General features: G+C 72.1%; 14 protein-coding genes. 8 read left to right on the top strand and 6 right to left on the bottom strand.

The window, feature by feature from the left end:
• Positions 1–35 precede the first annotated feature (35 nt).
• Together AB0F58_RS19015 and AB0F58_RS19010 are read right to left on the bottom strand one after the other, a co-directional pair.
• Positions 36–815, bottom strand: a complete 780-nt coding sequence (locus AB0F58_RS19015; protein WP_357144184.1) for a glucose 1-dehydrogenase — start codon at positions 813–815, stop codon at positions 36–38.
• Positions 812–2,650: a glycoside hydrolase family 15 protein gene (locus AB0F58_RS19010; protein WP_357144181.1), complete on the bottom strand. Its 1,839-nt coding sequence runs from the start codon at positions 2,648–2,650 to the stop codon at positions 812–814. Before AB0F58_RS19010 ends, AB0F58_RS19015 begins: the two co-directional genes overlap by 4 nt.
• Positions 2,651–2,799: 149 nt before the next feature.
• Between AB0F58_RS19010 and AB0F58_RS19005 the strand changes: the two genes are divergently transcribed.
• Positions 2,800–3,384: a general stress protein gene (locus AB0F58_RS19005; RefSeq protein ID WP_357144178.1), complete on the top strand. Its 585-nt coding sequence runs from the start codon at positions 2,800–2,802 to the stop codon at positions 3,382–3,384.
• Positions 3,385–3,448: 64 nt separating this feature from the next.
• Here AB0F58_RS19005 and AB0F58_RS19000 read toward each other — a convergent pair whose 3' ends face one another.
• Positions 3,449–3,979 (bottom strand): GNAT family protein, encoded by a 531-nt coding sequence (locus tag AB0F58_RS19000; RefSeq protein ID WP_357144175.1) that lies wholly within the window; start codon positions 3,977–3,979, stop codon positions 3,449–3,451.
• Positions 3,980–4,189: 210 nt separating this feature from the next.
• Between AB0F58_RS19000 and AB0F58_RS18995 the strand changes: the two genes are divergently transcribed.
• Positions 4,190–4,852 (top strand): permease prefix domain 1-containing protein, encoded by a 663-nt coding sequence (locus tag AB0F58_RS18995; protein ID WP_357144172.1) that lies wholly within the window; start codon positions 4,190–4,192, stop codon positions 4,850–4,852.
• Positions 4,853–5,005: 153 nt separating this feature from the next.
• Here AB0F58_RS18995 and AB0F58_RS18990 read toward each other — a convergent pair whose 3' ends face one another.
• Positions 5,006–5,344 carry a PadR family transcriptional regulator gene (locus AB0F58_RS18990; RefSeq protein ID WP_357144169.1) on the bottom strand — a complete coding sequence of 113 codons (339 nt, stop codon included), beginning with the start codon at positions 5,342–5,344 and terminating at the stop codon, positions 5,006–5,008.
• Between the two features lie 235 nt (positions 5,345–5,579).
• On the opposite strand from AB0F58_RS18990, the gene AB0F58_RS18985 reads away from it, so the two are divergent.
• Positions 5,580–5,930 (top strand): DUF6059 family protein, encoded by a 351-nt coding sequence (locus tag AB0F58_RS18985; RefSeq protein WP_357144166.1) that lies wholly within the window; start codon positions 5,580–5,582, stop codon positions 5,928–5,930.
• 106 nt (positions 5,931–6,036) lie between these two features.
• On the opposite strand, the gene AB0F58_RS18980 is transcribed toward AB0F58_RS18985, so the two are convergent.
• Together AB0F58_RS18980 and AB0F58_RS18975 are read right to left on the bottom strand one after the other, a co-directional pair.
• Positions 6,037–7,137: a pyridoxal-phosphate dependent enzyme gene (locus AB0F58_RS18980; RefSeq protein ID WP_357144163.1), complete on the bottom strand. Its 1,101-nt coding sequence runs from the start codon at positions 7,135–7,137 to the stop codon at positions 6,037–6,039.
• A 126-nt stretch (positions 7,138–7,263) separates the two neighbouring features.
• The gene (locus tag AB0F58_RS18975; protein ID WP_357144160.1) at positions 7,264–7,998 is read right to left on the bottom strand and encodes a hypothetical protein; all 735 of its coding nucleotides are present in this window, start codon (positions 7,996–7,998) and stop codon (positions 7,264–7,266) included.
• A 160-nt stretch (positions 7,999–8,158) separates the two neighbouring features.
• On the opposite strand from AB0F58_RS18975, the gene AB0F58_RS18970 reads away from it, so the two are divergent.
• From AB0F58_RS18970 to AB0F58_RS18950, 5 genes are all read left to right on the top strand, one after another.
• Positions 8,159–9,742 carry a multicopper oxidase family protein gene (locus tag AB0F58_RS18970; protein WP_357144158.1) on the top strand — a complete coding sequence of 528 codons (1,584 nt, stop codon included), beginning with the start codon at positions 8,159–8,161 and terminating at the stop codon, positions 9,740–9,742.
• Between the two features lie 253 nt (positions 9,743–9,995).
• Positions 9,996–10,397 carry a SchA/CurD-like domain-containing protein gene (locus AB0F58_RS18965; protein WP_357144155.1) on the top strand — a complete coding sequence of 134 codons (402 nt, stop codon included), beginning with the start codon at positions 9,996–9,998 and terminating at the stop codon, positions 10,395–10,397.
• Positions 10,398–10,485: 88 nt separating this feature from the next.
• The gene (locus tag AB0F58_RS18960; protein ID WP_357144152.1) at positions 10,486–12,321 is read left to right on the top strand and encodes an asparagine synthase-related protein; all 1,836 of its coding nucleotides are present in this window, start codon (positions 10,486–10,488) and stop codon (positions 12,319–12,321) included.
• Positions 12,322–12,414: 93 nt separating this feature from the next.
• A complete protein-coding gene (locus tag AB0F58_RS18955) occupies positions 12,415–13,464 on the top strand; it encodes a cysteine synthase family protein (protein WP_357144149.1) in 1,050 nt (349 codons plus the stop codon).
• A 10-nt stretch (positions 13,465–13,474) separates the two neighbouring features.
• Positions 13,475–14,671 carry a Xaa-Pro peptidase family protein gene (locus AB0F58_RS18950; protein ID WP_357144146.1) on the top strand — a complete coding sequence of 399 codons (1,197 nt, stop codon included), beginning with the start codon at positions 13,475–13,477 and terminating at the stop codon, positions 14,669–14,671.
• Positions 14,672–14,675 lie beyond the last annotated feature (4 nt).

Below are 14,675 nucleotides of genomic sequence, written 5' to 3'. Positions count from 1 at the left end.
GCACCGGCCGGGGGCCCACCGGACGCCCGCGCCGGTCAGGCGCCCTGGCCCTGGTTCTGCATCAGCCCACCGTCCATCACGTAGGTGGATCCGGTCACGTAGTCGGCCTCGTCGCTGGCCAGGAAGACCGCCAGCCGGCCGATCTCGTGCGGCTGGGCGGCCCGCTTCCACGGGATGCTCTGCACCTGCTCCTCGAGGTACTCCGGGTCGTCGATGGCCCGCTGGTTGAACGGGGTGAGCACCATGCCCGGCGCGATGTTGTTGACGTTCATCTTCATCGGCGCGCCCTCCAGCGCCAGGGTCTTCGCGAACTCCAGCAACGCACCCTTGCTGGTGTCGTAGTCCGCGCCACCGGCGCGCGCCACCTCCTGATGGATGGAGGTGGTGTTGATGATCCGCCCGCCGCCGCCGGACTCCCGACGGTGCCGGACGAACCGGCGGGAACAGAAGAACGCCCCGTACACGTTGGTACGGATCGCCCGGTCCCAGGTCTCGGTGTCCAGGTCCGCCACCGGGGTGCCGGAGGCGTCCACCCCGGCGTTGTTCATCAGCACGTCCAGCGTGCCGAACTCGGCCAGCGCCTCGTCGAACATCGACTCGACCCGCCGCTCGTCGCTGATGTCACCCTGCACCACGACGGCCCGTTGGCCGCACGCCTCGACCTCGCCCCGGGTCCGCTCCGCCCCGTCCCGGTCGTGCAGGTAGTGCACCACCACGTCGGCGCCCTCCCGGCCGAACTCGATCGCCGTCGCCTGCCCGATGCCCGAGTCCGAGCCGGTGATCAGGGCCGTCTTCCCCGCCAGTCGTCCGGTCACGATCCTGCCCCCTCCCTCGTGCCCGTGCCGGTCGGCACGGGCTGCTGCGCTCCTGTCCGAGCCTGCTCGGCGGCCTCGGTGAGCTGGCCGGCCGCGTTGATCAGTCCGATGTGGGAGAACGCCTGCGGGAAGTTGCCGAGCTGTTCCCCGGTCACCGGGTCCATCTGTTCGGCGAACAACCCCAGGTCGTTGACCCGCCCGACGAGCCGGACGAACAGCCGCTCGGCCCGGTCCCGCTCGCCGGCCAGGGCCAGGCAGCCCACCAACCAGAACGAGCAGATGAGGAAGCCGGCCGGGTCGCCGTCCCAGCGCCGCAGCAGCCCGTCATGGCCCAGCCGCCGCTCGACGAGCGCCACGGTGGCGCGCATCCGGGCGTCGTCCGCGGGCAGGAAACCGACCAACGGCATGATCAGTACCGAGGCGTCCAGTTCGTCGGAGCCGAAGGCCCCGGTGTACGCGCCGATCCGCGCGTTCCACCCCCGGGTGAGCACCGCCCGGCGGACCTCCTCCCGGGCCGCCGCCCAGCGGGCCAGGTCCGCCTCGTCGCCGAGCCGGGAACCGAAGCTCACCGCCCGGTCCAGCGCGGTCCAGCACTGCACCTTCGACGAGACGTAGTGCCGCTCGGCGTCCCGGGCCTCCCACATGCCGGAGTCCGGCTTCCGCCAGTCGGTGACCGCCTGGTCGGCGAGCGCCCGCAGCAGGGTACGCACCTCGGGCGTCATCGGATCCAGGTAGTGCCGCATCAGCCAGGCCGCGTCGAGCACCTCGCCGAGGACGTCGGACTGCCGCTGCCGCCACGCGTCGTTGCCGACGAGCACCGGCCGGCTGTCGGCGTACCCGCGCAGGTGGTCGAGGCGGTGCTCGGTCAGGTCCCGCTCGCCCTCGACGCCGTACATGATCGGGGCGGGTCGACCGTCGAGCCGCCCCATCGCCCGCGCGACCCAGGCGAACTGCCGGTTCGCCTCGTCCGGGCAGGCCGCCCGCCAGAGGGCCTTCAGGGTGAGGCTGAAGTCGCGGACCCAGACGAAGCGGTAGTCGTAGTTGCGGTCCCCGCCCGGTTCCTCGGGCAGCGAGGTGGTCGCCGCGGCCACCACCGCCCCGCTGGGCTGGTAGGTCATCCCCTGCACGACCATCGCGCTGCGGCGTACCTCGGCGCGGTAGCGGCCCCGGTAGTCGTGCAGGGCGGCCCAGGAGCGCCAGCCGGCCGCCGCCTCCGCCACCACCTCGTCGGCCGCCGGCACCGGCGACTCGGTCCCCTCGCGGGCGGGTGTCCAGGCGAGCGTGAAACCGTAGGTCTCACCGGCCCGGACGTCGAACCGGGCCGCCGCCTCCCCCGCCCCGAACGTCAGCGGCACGTCGCTGCGCAGCCGCAGGGTGGCGGTACCCGCGGACGCCCCGACCAGTCCGTCCCGGTCGGTCAGGTAGGCCGTCACCCGGCCGTACTCGAATCGGGGCCGGTAGTCCAGGCGCATCCCGACGGTGCCGGAGAGGCCGCGCACGACGCGGGCCAGCATGCGGGGCGGACGGCGGCCGATCTCGTGTCCCCGCGCGCCGGGCTCGGTGGCCAGGGCGTCGGTGACGGCCACCGCCCCGTGCCGGGTGGTGAAGACGGTCCGCAGCACGAGGGTGTCGTCCAGGTACGCGCGCTCGCACTCGTACCGGCCGTCCGGACGGACCGACCAGTGGCCGGCATCCTCGTCGAGGAGCCGCCCGAACACCGAGGGCGCGTCGAAGCGGGCCGGACACCACCAGTCCACCGTGCCCCACCGGTCCACCAGCGCGGCGGTGCACCCGTCGGCGAGGAAGCCGTGCTCGCTGATCCGTGCGTTGTCCACGTGACGGCCTACCCGGCCGGCCCGTCGGGCATTCACGATCCGCCCCGCCGGCATCGGATCCGGCCCGGCCGGCACGGCGGGCACCGCCCGGCCCGGGTTACCGCTCGCGACGGCTGGGAACCCGGATGGTCGACCGAAGGAGGCACCTCATGACCAGATCCTTGACTCCGACCGCTGCCGGGCAGCCCGGAACAGCAGGCGCTGGCACGATGCCGTCCGGTCCCGCCGGCCAGCCGATCCCGTTCGACGACGGCCGGGGCCCACAGGGTGGGCGGCCGACCGTGACCATCGGGTCGTATCCGGACTACCCGTCCGCCCAGCGACTGGTGGACAACCTGGCGGACAACCGGTTCCCGGTGGAGCACACCGCCATCGTGGGCACCAACCTGACCCTGGTGGAGACCGTGCTCGGTCGGATGACCACCGGCCGGTCGGCGCTGGTCGGCGCCGGCACCGGGGCCTGGTTCGGTCTCTTCATCGGCCTGCTGTTCGGCATCTTCGCCGTCGGCAGCTGGGTCGGGGTCATCCTGGTCGGCCTGGTGGTCGGCGCGGTCTGGGGTGCCGTCTTCGGGGCGATCGCCCACGCCATGACCGGGGGCCGCCGCGACTTCACCTCGGCCAGTTCGCTGCGGGCCGGCCAGTACGCGGTCACCGTCGACGCCCAGCTGGCCGACCAGGCGCAGGAGTTGCTCGGCCGGATGCAGCTGACGCCGGCCCGCCGTATCGGTGACTGACGGGGCCCGGGGCCGGCGTACGCGGCGGCCGGTGGGGCACACCGCCCCCACCGGCCGCCGTCGTTCACTCGTCGGTGGCGAGCCGGGCGTGCAGGTGCTCGTCGTGGCGGCGGCCGTCGCCGTACCGGTGGGACTGCCGCAGCGTCCCCTCCAGCGGATAACCGGCACGATCGGCGACCCGGCAGGAGGCGGGGTTGGCGACGGCGTGACAGAGTTCGATCCGGTGCAGGCCCAGCGATCGGAACGCCCAGCCGGTGACCAGCCGGACCGCAGCGGTGGCGAGGCCCCGTCCCCGGGCCGCCGGCACCGTCCAGTACCCGATCGAGGCCTCGTCACCGTGGATGCGGTGCAACGAGACCGAACCGGTCAGGGCCCCGGTCGCCGGATCGGTGACGGCGAACGAGGCCTGGGTGCCGGCCGACCAGTCGGCGCGGGCCCGGGTCCAGGCCCGTGCTCCGGCCAGGTCCAGGCCGGGGGCAGAGGGGTTCCACTGCGCCGTCTCCGGATCACCCAACGCGGCGAGCACGTCCGCCGCGTCCTCCTCCCGCCAGGGACGCAGCAGCAGCTCAGGGGTATGCAGCTCGACGTGTTCCACGAGGCGGGAGTCTTGCACGCCACGCCGGTCCCATAGGCGGGATTTTCATCGTCGACATTCCAGCCCACCACTGGCCCATCGATGGTGTTGAGCGGCGGAAACGTGGAACCAGGAGGCACCGGAGTCGCCCCGGAGGGGGAAGCTAGGGGTCAACTCGGGGCGTTCCCTGAGGGAAACACGAGGCGCAACTTGCCTATACTCGTCCATGCGATGGTCCCGGCGAGGGAGCTGCTCCGGATGGACATGATCGAGGCATACGTCGCCGAGCTGGACAAGGCCCTCCGTGGCCCCCGGGCGTCCAAGGCCGATCTCCTCGCGGAGGCGCGGGACGGTCTGCTGGACGCGGCCGACGCCTACGAGGACGCCGGTCTCGACCGGCGCGACGCCGAGCGACGGGCGGTCGCCGAGTTCGGGGCGGTTCCCGAGATCGCTCCCGACTACCAGACCGAGTTGGGGCTCGCTCAGGGCCGCCGGACCGCGCTGTTGATCTTCTTCGTGCTGGCCGCGCAGCCGGTGCTGTGGCGGCTGACCCGGCACCTGGCCGGCGGCGTGGGGTACGACAGCCCCGGCTACCGGCTGGTCGACGAGACGGTCAGCTGGATGGGCACCGCGACCCTGTTCGCCGCGATCATGGTCGCCACCGCCGCCGGCTACGGCGTGCGCTACCTGGGTGCCCGCCGCCGGCTCGTCCGGGCCACGGGTGTCTTCGCCTTCGCGGTCTGCCTGGTCTTCTCCGTGCTCGGAGTGCTACTCACGGTACTCACGCCGAACGCGTTGACGAGTATGGCCGGACTGCCGAGCGCACTGGTGTTCCTCGGGATCCCGCTGGCCGGGATCGGCGTCGCCGGCCGGAACTGCCTGAGCGCCGCCTGACAGCCGAACCGCCGCGTCTCGACGGCCGGGCAGCCGCGCGCCGGGGACCCGGCCGGTCGACCGCACCGGTCGGCACGGGGACACCACCGCGCCGGGGCGGTCGCGTCGACCGCCGGTCGGTGCCGCCCGTCCCCGGACGGCACCGGATCCGACTCAGGCGAAGCCCGCCGCCGTGCCCGGGCGCAGCACGCCCTCGACCACCGCGGCGAAGTCCCGCCACTCGGAGCGCTCGTCGGCCAGGGCCCGCCGCCCGGAGGCGGTGAGCTGGTACGTCCGGCGCTTTCGGCCACTGACCGTGCTCCACTCGCTCTGCACGTAGTCCGCCCGCTCCAGCCGACGCAGGGCCGGGTAGAGGGTGCCGGTCGGCAGGTCGAGCGCGCCGCCGCTACGGGCCTGGAGAGCTTCCATGATCGCGTAACCGTGCAGCGACTCCCGCTCCAGCACGGAGAGAATCAGGGCGTCGAGGTGCCCCCGCAACGCGTTTGGCCTCATGTAGCCAATCTACACGAAGCCACTTCGGTAGCCTAGCTACAGGTAGATACCCTATTTGGGATGATCAGGGCTGTTGCCCCCGCCGATCCGCCCCCGGCACGACCACCGCCACCGCCCCTCGACCAGGCGTCGAGTTCCGCCCCCCATCCTGGTGCCACGCCGGGCGACGGCGGGACCGCGCCGACAGCCGACGGCCCCCGTCACCGCGACACGACGTGCGGACGAGGACGGCGGGATGGACGCGTACAGGTTTCTGCGCAGGTGCGGTCGACTGGTCGCCGGCTTCGCCCGGGAGATGTTCACGGGGCTCCAGGCGTTCGGCGCGGCGCTCATCGGCGCACCACTGCCGCCCGCGGCCTTTCCGCCGGCCACGCCACCGGCGGGCGGGGCCGCCCCGACCGACCGGACGGTCACCGACAGCACCGGCCGGGCGGAACCCGGCGAGCCGGAGCGGCCACGCGCGGAACCCGACCTCCGGTGGTTCGGGGCGGAGCCGGGGACCCCACCGGCCGGGCACCCCGAGCGGTTGATCCCGCACGTTCCCCCGACCCCGGTGGAACGCCGGCTCTGGTCGCAGCTGCGCTGAACCGGGCCGACCGTCGGCGCACCTCGGGCCGCCCGTGGCCCGGGGGTGGCCGGCGCCCGCGCCCCGGGCCGCACGGGTGCCGCCGGACGGGTGGGCGACGGTGGCCTCACATCCCCTTGAAACCGTGCGCGGTGGCCACGACGACGACGTCGGACTCCGGGGTCATCGTGCCGTCGGCCAGGGCCCGGGAGACGGCGACCAACCCGGCCGCGCTACTCGGCTCCAGCGGGAGCCCGGCCCGCCAGAGCCGACGCGTCTCGGCGAGGACACTCTCGTCGTCCACCGCGACGGCGTGTCCCCGGGACCGCCGGACCGCCTCGACGGCCTGGATGGCGAGCTGGTTGCCGCCCAGCGACGGCATCGCGCGGGTGCTGCCGGGGAACGTCGCGTACTCGTCCGCGCCGGCGAGCACCGCGGCGACCCGGGGGAACGGCTCGACCAGGCAGATCCGGGGCACCGCGTCGGCCCCGAGCAGCTCCCGGAACCCCAGGTGGATGCCCCATGCGAGGTCACCACGGGAGGCCGGCACCACCACCCACTCCGGCGCCCGGGCGTCCCGGTCGGCGAGGATCTCCTCGGCGACCAGCTTGTACCCCTCGATGCCGAACGGGCTGCTGCCGACCGGGGGGACGACGAAGTTGGTGACCGGCAGCATGGTCCGGGAGTCGCGGTAGGCGGCGACGTGCTCCCAGCGCTGTTCGCTGCGGGGGAAGGAGACCACCTCCGCGCCGAGGTCGCGCATCAGCTCCACCACCCGGGCCGGGGTGTCGTCGGTGACCGCGATCTCGCAGCGCAGCCCCGCCCGACCGCCGTAGGTGGCCAGCGACACCCCGGCGTTGCCGGAGGAGGCGGCCACGATCCCCTCGTAGCCGGCGTGCAGCGCCCGGCTCACCACCACCGCGCTGAACCGGTCCTTGTGCGAGCCGGTCGGGTTGGCGCCCTCCCACTTGAGGGCGACGTCCAGACCGGGCACGACCCCGGTGACGTCGGTCAGCAGCGGGGTACGCCCCTCGCCGAGGGTGACCGGCCGCAGGTAGGGCTGGTCGACGCCGGTGGAGTCCCCCGGGGTGTAGACGCACTCCAGGTTCATCGGCCGGCCCTCGGCCAGACAGACCGGGCAGCCGGTGGAGTGGTCGGCCACCTCGTACCGGCGGTCGCAGCGGATACAGGCGAGCCCCGTCAGGCGCGGGTTCTGAATCGTCGGCAATGCCTCTCCCGGACCAGGATGGACGGACGACGGTCGGGTGGAACCGGCCGGCACGCCCGCGGAAGCGTCCAGTTTAGGCGGAGCGCACCGGACCGTTCACCGGACCGACCCGTCTGGGCCACGGGCTCAGCGACACAGGTCGGCGTACCCGGCCAGGGGGAAGGTGTCCGGGGCCCGGCCGGCCAGCCGCAGCCCCTCCCAGCAGGTCGCCTCGTTGCTCGAGACGACCGGCAGGCCGAACCGCTCGCGCAGGATCCGGGCGGCCTCCAGCCCCCGGAAGGCGGTACAGCTGATGAAGACGCCGCCGGCCGCCCCGGGGTCGACCACCGCGGCGGCGATCTCCTCCGGCGCGACGGAGGCGGTGTCCAGCGGATCCGGCAGGGCGGGACCGGCGGTGGCGGTCACCTCGATACCGTGCGCGCCCAGGAAGGTCGCCACCAGGTCGTCGAGCCAGGGTTCGTACGGCGTGACCAGCACCACCCGGGTCAGGCCGAGCGAGCGCAGCGCCGCCACCACTGCGGTGGACGTGGTGGAGGCCGGCCGGCCGGACGCGGCGGTGATCCGCTCGGTGATCTCGGCGTCGTAGCCGAGGCCGTGGTAGAGACTTCCGCTGGTGCAGGCGAAGACGATCGAGTCGACGGCGGCATGGGAGAGCATCCGGGCCGCCTCCGGCACGCTGTCCGCGAGGGCGGCGAGTTGTTCGGGGGTGTCCCGGATGATGGACATCCGGGACACGTGCGCGCTGACCGCCGCGGGCAGGCTCAGTCGCAGGTCCCGCTCGATGACCGTGTTCACACTCGGCACCAGGAAACCGAGTCGGTGGGTCCACTGGGGATCGCGGTGGATCGTGGTCTCCGCCATGATCGGACGGTAGCGAGATCCGCTCGAGCGCCGGACGAGTCCGGTCGCCCCGGGTGGACGACCCCGCCGGCCACCGTTCGGCTTAGGTAGGGTGGCTACGTGTAGCGTACTAGGACATGACCGGTTGTCCAACCGCCGGTCTCCCTCGTGAGGAGCTGTCATGAACCTGAGCCGTCGACGTCTGATCCAACTGGCGGGCGGCACAGCCGCTGCCGTCCCACTCGTCGGGTGCTCGGATCTGGGCGACAAGCTCGGCGACAACCTCGGCACCCGTTCCGGCTCCAGCACCGGCGCCAAGATGGAGAGTGAACTCGACGTCCCGGAGCCCTTCCAGGTCCCCCTCCCCCGGCCGCAGGTGCTCAAACCGAGCAACTCCGACGGGACCACCGACTTCTACGAACTCACCCAGCGATCAGCCAAAGTGGAGATCATCCCCGGTCACCAGACCGAGATCTGGGGTTACAACGGGACGTTCCCCGGGCCGACCATCGAGTCGCGTGCCGGCCGACGCACCGTGGTCCGGCACCGCAACGAACTCGCCGTGCCGGTGGTGGTCCACCTGCACGGCGGGAAGACGCCACCCGAGCACGACGGCTACCCGATCGACTACATCCTGCCCAACGGCGGTTGGAAGCCGGGCAACAGCATGTCCGGGCACGACATGGCCCCCGGCAACACCAGCCAGGGCACTAAGGACTACATCTACCCGCTCGACCAGCCCGCCGCCACCCTCTGGTACCACGACCACCGGATGGACTTCACCGGCCCGCAGGTCTACCGGGGGCTCGCCGGCTTCCACATCGTCCGTGACGACGAGGAGGACGCGCTGCCGCTGCCCAAGGGGGAGCGGGAGGTGCCGCTGTTCATCTGCGACCGGGCCTTCTCCGAGAACGGCTCGTTCCGCTACCCCTCCGCCGACCACAACCTGCACGACCCGGGGGTGACCGGGCAGTTCTCCAACGGGGTGCTCGGTGACGTCATCCTGGTCAACGGCGCGCCGTGGCCGATCATGGATGTCACCAACACCCGGTACCGGTTCCGGGTCCTCAACGGCTCCAACGCCCGGCGGTACGGCCTGAGCCTCGACCCGAAGCCGAGCGACGGCAGTTCGTTCGTCCAGATCGGCAGCGACTCCGGGCTGCTCGGCGCGCCGATCGGACACGACAAGATCGAGATTGCCCCGGCCGAGCGGTACGACCTGGTCATCGACTTCTCGAAGTTCAAGGTCGGCACCAAGGTCACCCTCCGCAACGAGCTGGACAACGGCAAGCTGGGCGCCATCATGCAGTTCCACGTCGCCCGCAGCGCCTCGGACGACAGCACCGTGCCGAGCCGGCTGGCCGACTTCGAGCAGCTCGACCGCTCGATGGCCGTGCAGACCCGGCAGTTCCTGTTCGGCCAGGGGGTCTCCGGCGGCAAGCAGGTCTGGGCGGTCAACGGCAAGCCGTTCGACCCGAAGCGGATCGACGCCCAGCCCAAGCTCGGCTCGGTGGAGATCTGGAAGCTGGTCACCGACGTGCACCACCCGGTGCACCTGCACCTGGCCCACTTCCAGGTGCTCAGCCGCCAGGGCCGGCCGCCGTCGGCCCGGGACGCCGGTTGGAAGGACACCGTCGACGTCCTGCCCGGCCAGGTGGTCGAGGTGCTGGCCAAGTTCACCGGCTACAAAGGCAAGTACGTCTTCCACTGCCACAACCTCGAACACGAGGACATGGTGATGATGAGCAACCTCGAAGTGGTCTGATCCCCCGTACGACCACAGCGGCGACCGGCGTGTACCCGAGAGGGGTGCGCGCCGGTCGCCGTTCGCGTGCCCGGACGCGGGGCAGCGCGGTGACCAGCGGGCGCGGGCGGCACCGCCGCCCACCTGGCTTGAGCCCTTCCCAATCCGCCTTCGAGCCGGCGATGGAAACGTGCGCCTCGGCGGAGTTGGCGATCACCAGGCCGCCCCGTCAGGCCACCCGCCGCAACCGATGACACGCGAAAGGACCGCGAGCATGCCGTACGCCGCGATCAGGTACGACGTCATTCCCGGACACGAGGACGAGATCGCCGAGATCTTCGCCAGCTTCCGCCGGGTCAGCACCCCGGTCCTGAAGAACGAGCAGGGCGAGGAGGTCGGCCAGCTGCTCGGCAGCGCGGTCTTCATCAGTGACGAGATCGTCGTCCGGGTCATCCACTACGAGGGCGACTTCCGGGCCATCGGCCGCCACATGGGCCAGCAGTCCGGCGTGCACGACCTCGAGGGCAAGCTCGCCAAGTACCTGAAGACCCAGCGGGACACCAGCAGCCCGGAGAAGTTCGCCGAGTACTTCCGCAACGCCAACATGCGCTGCATCGCGCAGCTCACCAAGGACAACTACCCCGGCCCGGTGCCGGCCGGCGCGCAGCAGGGCTGACCGCTCCTCGGCGAATCCGGTTGCCGGTGGCGTCGGCCACCGGCAACCGCCCTCTCCCCCACCCCGATCAGCGCGGAAAGGTAGCTCCATGTCTGGCGTTTTTGGCTGGATCGACTTCACCCGGGACCTGGTCCTGGACCGACCCGTCGTCACGATGCTCACGGCGACCCTGGCCCAGCGGGGCCCGGACGGCGAGGCGGTGTGGGTCTCGCCGCGCGCCGCGCTGGGCTACCGCACCCTCGACGCGGACGGCGCGGGCGGCCGGCAGCCGTTCGTCACCGAGGTCGACGGCGCCCCGGTGGTCGCCGCCGTGACCGGCGCGCCGCTGCACCTCGACGACCTGCGGCAGCGGCTGCGGTCGGCCGGGCGCGGCTTCGCCCCGGAGACCCCGGCCGTCGAGCTGATCTCCGCCGCGTACCAGCAGTGGGGCGTGGAGTTCATCCCCTGGCTGGCCGGCCCGTTCGCGATCGTCATCTGGGACGCGCGGACCGAGGAACTGGTGCTGGCCCGCGACCAGCTCGCCCAGCAGCCGCTGTACTACACCCACACCTCCACCGGTCTGATCTTCGCCACCGAGCGCAAGGCCCTGCTGGCGCACCCGGAGGTCGACGCGGTCCTGGACGCCTCCGGGCTGCGCGAGGCGATCTCCCACGCGCTGCCGCCCGGCCCGCTCTTCCAGGGCCTGGAGTCGGTCAAGGGCGCCGAGATCGCCCGGTTCGGCCGGGCCGGCTGGAACAAGCGGACCTACTGGAAGCTCTCCTCCCGCCCGCACGAGGAGGACATGGCGAGCACCACCGCCACCGTCCGCCGGATGCTGGAGGACAGCATCCGGGAGACGCTGCCCGCCGACACGTCCCGGCTGGTGGCCACCCTCTCCGGCGGCATCGACTCGTCCTCGGTGGCGGCGCTGGCCGCCGCCGAGCTGCGCCGCCGGGGCGGCGACAAGCTGCGGACGTACACGGTGGACTTCAAGTCCAGCGAGTTCGAGGCGGACGTCATGCGGGACACCCGTGACTCGCCGTACGCGCAGGCGGTCGCGGACATGATCGACTCGGTGCACAACCTGGTCGAGCTGGAGTCGACCGACATCCTGCACCCGATCATCCGGCAGGGCATGCTGCGGGCCAAGGACGCCCCTACCCGGATCTACGACATGGAGACGTCGCAGTACCTGTTCATCCAGCACGCGGGGGCACAGGGCGGCAAGATCGTCCTTACCGGCGGTGCGGGTGACCAGCTCTTCCAGGGCGCCCGCTGGTCCACCGACCAGGGCCTCGTGGAGTCCGGGACGTTCCCGTGGATCGCGCTGGCCCAGCGCTTCGGCGCGACGAACGGCTTCGGCACCGCGCTGCTCAACGCCGACACGCTCGCCGCGCTCGACCTGCGGAACTACTACGCCGACGAGTACCACAAGGCGATCGGCGAGATCGAGTACCTGCCGGGCGAGGACGAGTGGCAGCGCAACATGCGCCGCGTCTCGTACCTGGTGCTGACCCGGGGCCCGCTGGACTCGTCGGTGTTCGCCGCCGCCGGACTCCAGACCCGCGCCCCGATCAACTACTACAAGCTCGTCGAGTACGCCTACAACATCCCGGCGCCGTTCCAGCACCACGGCGGCATCGAGAAGAGCCTGCTCCGCGCGGCGGTCGCCGACCTCCTGCCCGAGCAGGTGCTCAAGCGCCGGCAGAGCGCGACGCCGGTCAGCAACCACCCGAGCTACGCGCAACGGCTCCAGGACGAGTTCCGGGCGATCCTCGCCGACCCGGACGCCCCGGTCCGGCCGCTGATCGACCTGGCGGCGTCGAAGGCGCTCGCCGACGACGCGCCGCGACTGGCCAAGGACCGGCTCGCCCGCGCGGCGGCCGAGCTGACCCTCCAGCTCAACCTCTGGCTCCAGCACTACCGGGTACGGCTGGCGCTGTAACGCCGCCTCCTGAGCGGCACACGCGTCGACCGCTCCCCGCACGACCGTCACCAATCCGCTCGCATCGGCGACTTCACGGCGTAGGGGTACGACATGATCAATGACAGTGTTCTGGACACAATCGGCCGTACCCCGGTGGTCCGGCTCAACCGACTCCGGGTCGACAACGGCTCGGAGATCCTGCTCAAGCTCGAGTCCCGCAACCCGGCGGGCAGCGTCAAGGACCGTACCGCGCTCTCCATGGTCCTGGAGGCGGAGCGCGACGGGCGGCTCAAGCCCGGCGGCACCATCATCGAGTCCTCCTCCGGCAACACCGGCAAGGGACTCGCGCTGATCGGCGCGGCCCGCGGGTACCGGGTCATCCTGGTCACCGACCCGAAGGCCCCGTCGTCCATGGTGGAGTACGTCTCCGCCTTCGGCGCCGAGCTGGAGATCGTCAAGGAGCCGGACGAGACCGGATACCAGCGGCCCCGGCTCAACCGGGTGCGGGAGCTGCTGGCCGCCACGCCCGGCGCGTTCTGGCCGAACCAGTACGACAACCCGGCCAACCCGAAGATCCACGCGGACCAGACCGCGTACGAGATCCTCGACGACGTCGGCCAGTTCGACGCGCTGGTCGCGGCGGTCGGCACCGGTGGCCACATCAGCGGGCTCGCCGAGACCCTGAAGAAGAAGCTCCCCGAGATGGTCACGGTGGGGGTCGACGCGAAGGGGTCGCGGGCGTTCGGTTTCCCGTACGAGACGTGGCTGATGCGCGGCCTGGGCATCGCCTGGAAGCCGGAGAACCTCCAGACCGAGCTGGTCGACCGGGTGCACCTGGTCGCCGACCACGAGGGGATCGCCACCAGTCGGCTGCTGGCCCGTCGGGAGGGCCTGCTGGTCGGCGAGTCGGCCGGGGCGGCGGTCTTCGGGGCGCTGCACTTCGCGCACCACAACCCCGGCTCCCGGATCGTGGCGGTGGCCCCGGACGACGGCGGCAACTACCTCGGCGAGTCGTACGACGACGAGTGGCTGCGGGCGCACGGCCTGGGCGACGCGGTGGCCGCGCTCGCCACCACGGAGCTGCTGGTCGCCGCCGCGCAGGAGCCGGCCTGGCCGTCGATGACGCTGGAGCAGGTGTCCCGTCTGGTCACGAGTGGCTGAGGAGAGACACGTGTTCGCCAACCTCGACCGGCTGGCCCGGTTCATGGACGAGCAGGGCCTGGACGGGCTCGTCGCCACCACGATCGAGAACGTCTACTACCTGACCGGCGTCGCCGCGGTCGGCCTGGAGATCTTCCCGCACACCGGCCAGGCCTACGCGGTCGTCACCCGGGACGCCCTGGACCGGCCGCACTTCGTCGCCTCCCGGTGCGACATCGACCAGGCCCTTGACGCGTCCGTCGAGATCGCCGGCGCGATCGGGTACGGCGTCTTCTTCCGCGAGCTGCCCGACGGCGTCGCGCTGACCGACCGGGAGAAGAAGCTGGTCGCGACGTCGGTGGCCGCTCCGGTGCTGCCGACGGCGATGGACGCCCTGGTGGAGACGCTGCGCCGGGCCGGGCTCGCCGAGGCGCGGATCGGCCTCGACGAGGACGGCGTGGCGCACGGCTACGTCGACGCGCTGCGGCAGAAGCTGCCCCGGCTCGACGTGCGGATGGCGTCGACCTCGCTGCGCTGGGCCCGCAAGGTCAAGACCGAGCGGGAGGTGCGCAGCGTCACCGCCGCCGCGCACGTGGCCGAGATCGGCATCCAGGCGGTCAATGCCTTGGCCGCGCCCGGGGTGACCGAACGGGAACTGGTCCGCGAGTTCGAGCGGGCGGTGGCCGGCGCGGGCGGCCGGGCCAAGTTCAGCCACATCAAGATCGGTCGGGCCGGGGTGTGGGGCCAGACCCGTCCCAGCGACGTGGCGCTGAGCCGGGGCGACGCGATCTGGTTCGACGTCGGCTGTGTCGTGGACGGCTACTGGGCGGACATCGCCCGGGTGGTCAACCTCGGCGAGCCGCCGGAGAAGCTGCGCCGCTACTACGCCGCGATGAAGGCCGGCTGCGACCGGGCGTTCGAGGAGGCCAAGCCGGGGATGACCGGCGGCGAGCTGTTCCGGCTGGTGGTCGAGGCGGTGCACGAGGCCGGGGTGCCGCACTACCGCCGCAACCACGTCGGGCACGGCATCGGCGTCGAGTTGTACGACCGGGTCAACGTCACGCCGGACAACGAGGACGTCCTCGAGGAGGGGGTCATCGTCAACATCGAGACGCCCTACTACGAGTTCGGCCTCGGGGCGGTGCAGGTCGAGGACCCGTTCCTGATGACCGCCGACGGCAACACCATGCTCACCAGCCTGGACCGGGACCTGATCGTCCTGGACTGACCGG

It is taken from the genome of Micromonospora sp. NPDC023956 (assembly GCF_040639195.1).
GTDB lineage: Bacteria > Actinomycetota > Actinomycetes > Mycobacteriales > Micromonosporaceae > Micromonospora.
Note: the sequence above shows the minus strand (reverse complement) of the source record. Positions and strands in the feature narration are given on the sequence as shown.

Bases quoted from the DNA above. Each gene is read 5' to 3' on its own strand.
- AB0F58_RS18995 (WP_357144172.1), top strand. From the start codon at position 4,190: ATGGTCCCGGCGAGGGAGCTGCTCCGGATGGACATGATCGAGGCATAC.
- AB0F58_RS19005 (WP_357144178.1), top strand. From the start codon at position 2,800: ATGACCAGATCCTTGACTCCGACCGCTGCCGGGCAGCCCGGAACAGCA.
- AB0F58_RS18960 (WP_357144152.1), top strand. From the start codon at position 10,486: ATGTCTGGCGTTTTTGGCTGGATCGACTTCACCCGGGACCTGGTCCTG.
- AB0F58_RS18985 (WP_357144166.1), top strand. From the start codon at position 5,580: ATGGACGCGTACAGGTTTCTGCGCAGGTGCGGTCGACTGGTCGCCGGC.
- AB0F58_RS18955 (WP_357144149.1), top strand. From the start codon at position 12,415: ATGATCAATGACAGTGTTCTGGACACAATCGGCCGTACCCCGGTGGTC.
- AB0F58_RS18965 (WP_357144155.1), top strand. From the start codon at position 9,996: ATGCCGTACGCCGCGATCAGGTACGACGTCATTCCCGGACACGAGGAC.
- AB0F58_RS18990 (WP_357144169.1), bottom strand. From the start codon at position 5,344: ATGAGGCCAAACGCGTTGCGGGGGCACCTCGACGCCCTGATTCTCTCC.
- AB0F58_RS18975 (WP_357144160.1), bottom strand. From the start codon at position 7,998: ATGGCGGAGACCACGATCCACCGCGATCCCCAGTGGACCCACCGACTC.
- AB0F58_RS18970 (WP_357144158.1), top strand. From the start codon at position 8,159: ATGAACCTGAGCCGTCGACGTCTGATCCAACTGGCGGGCGGCACAGCC.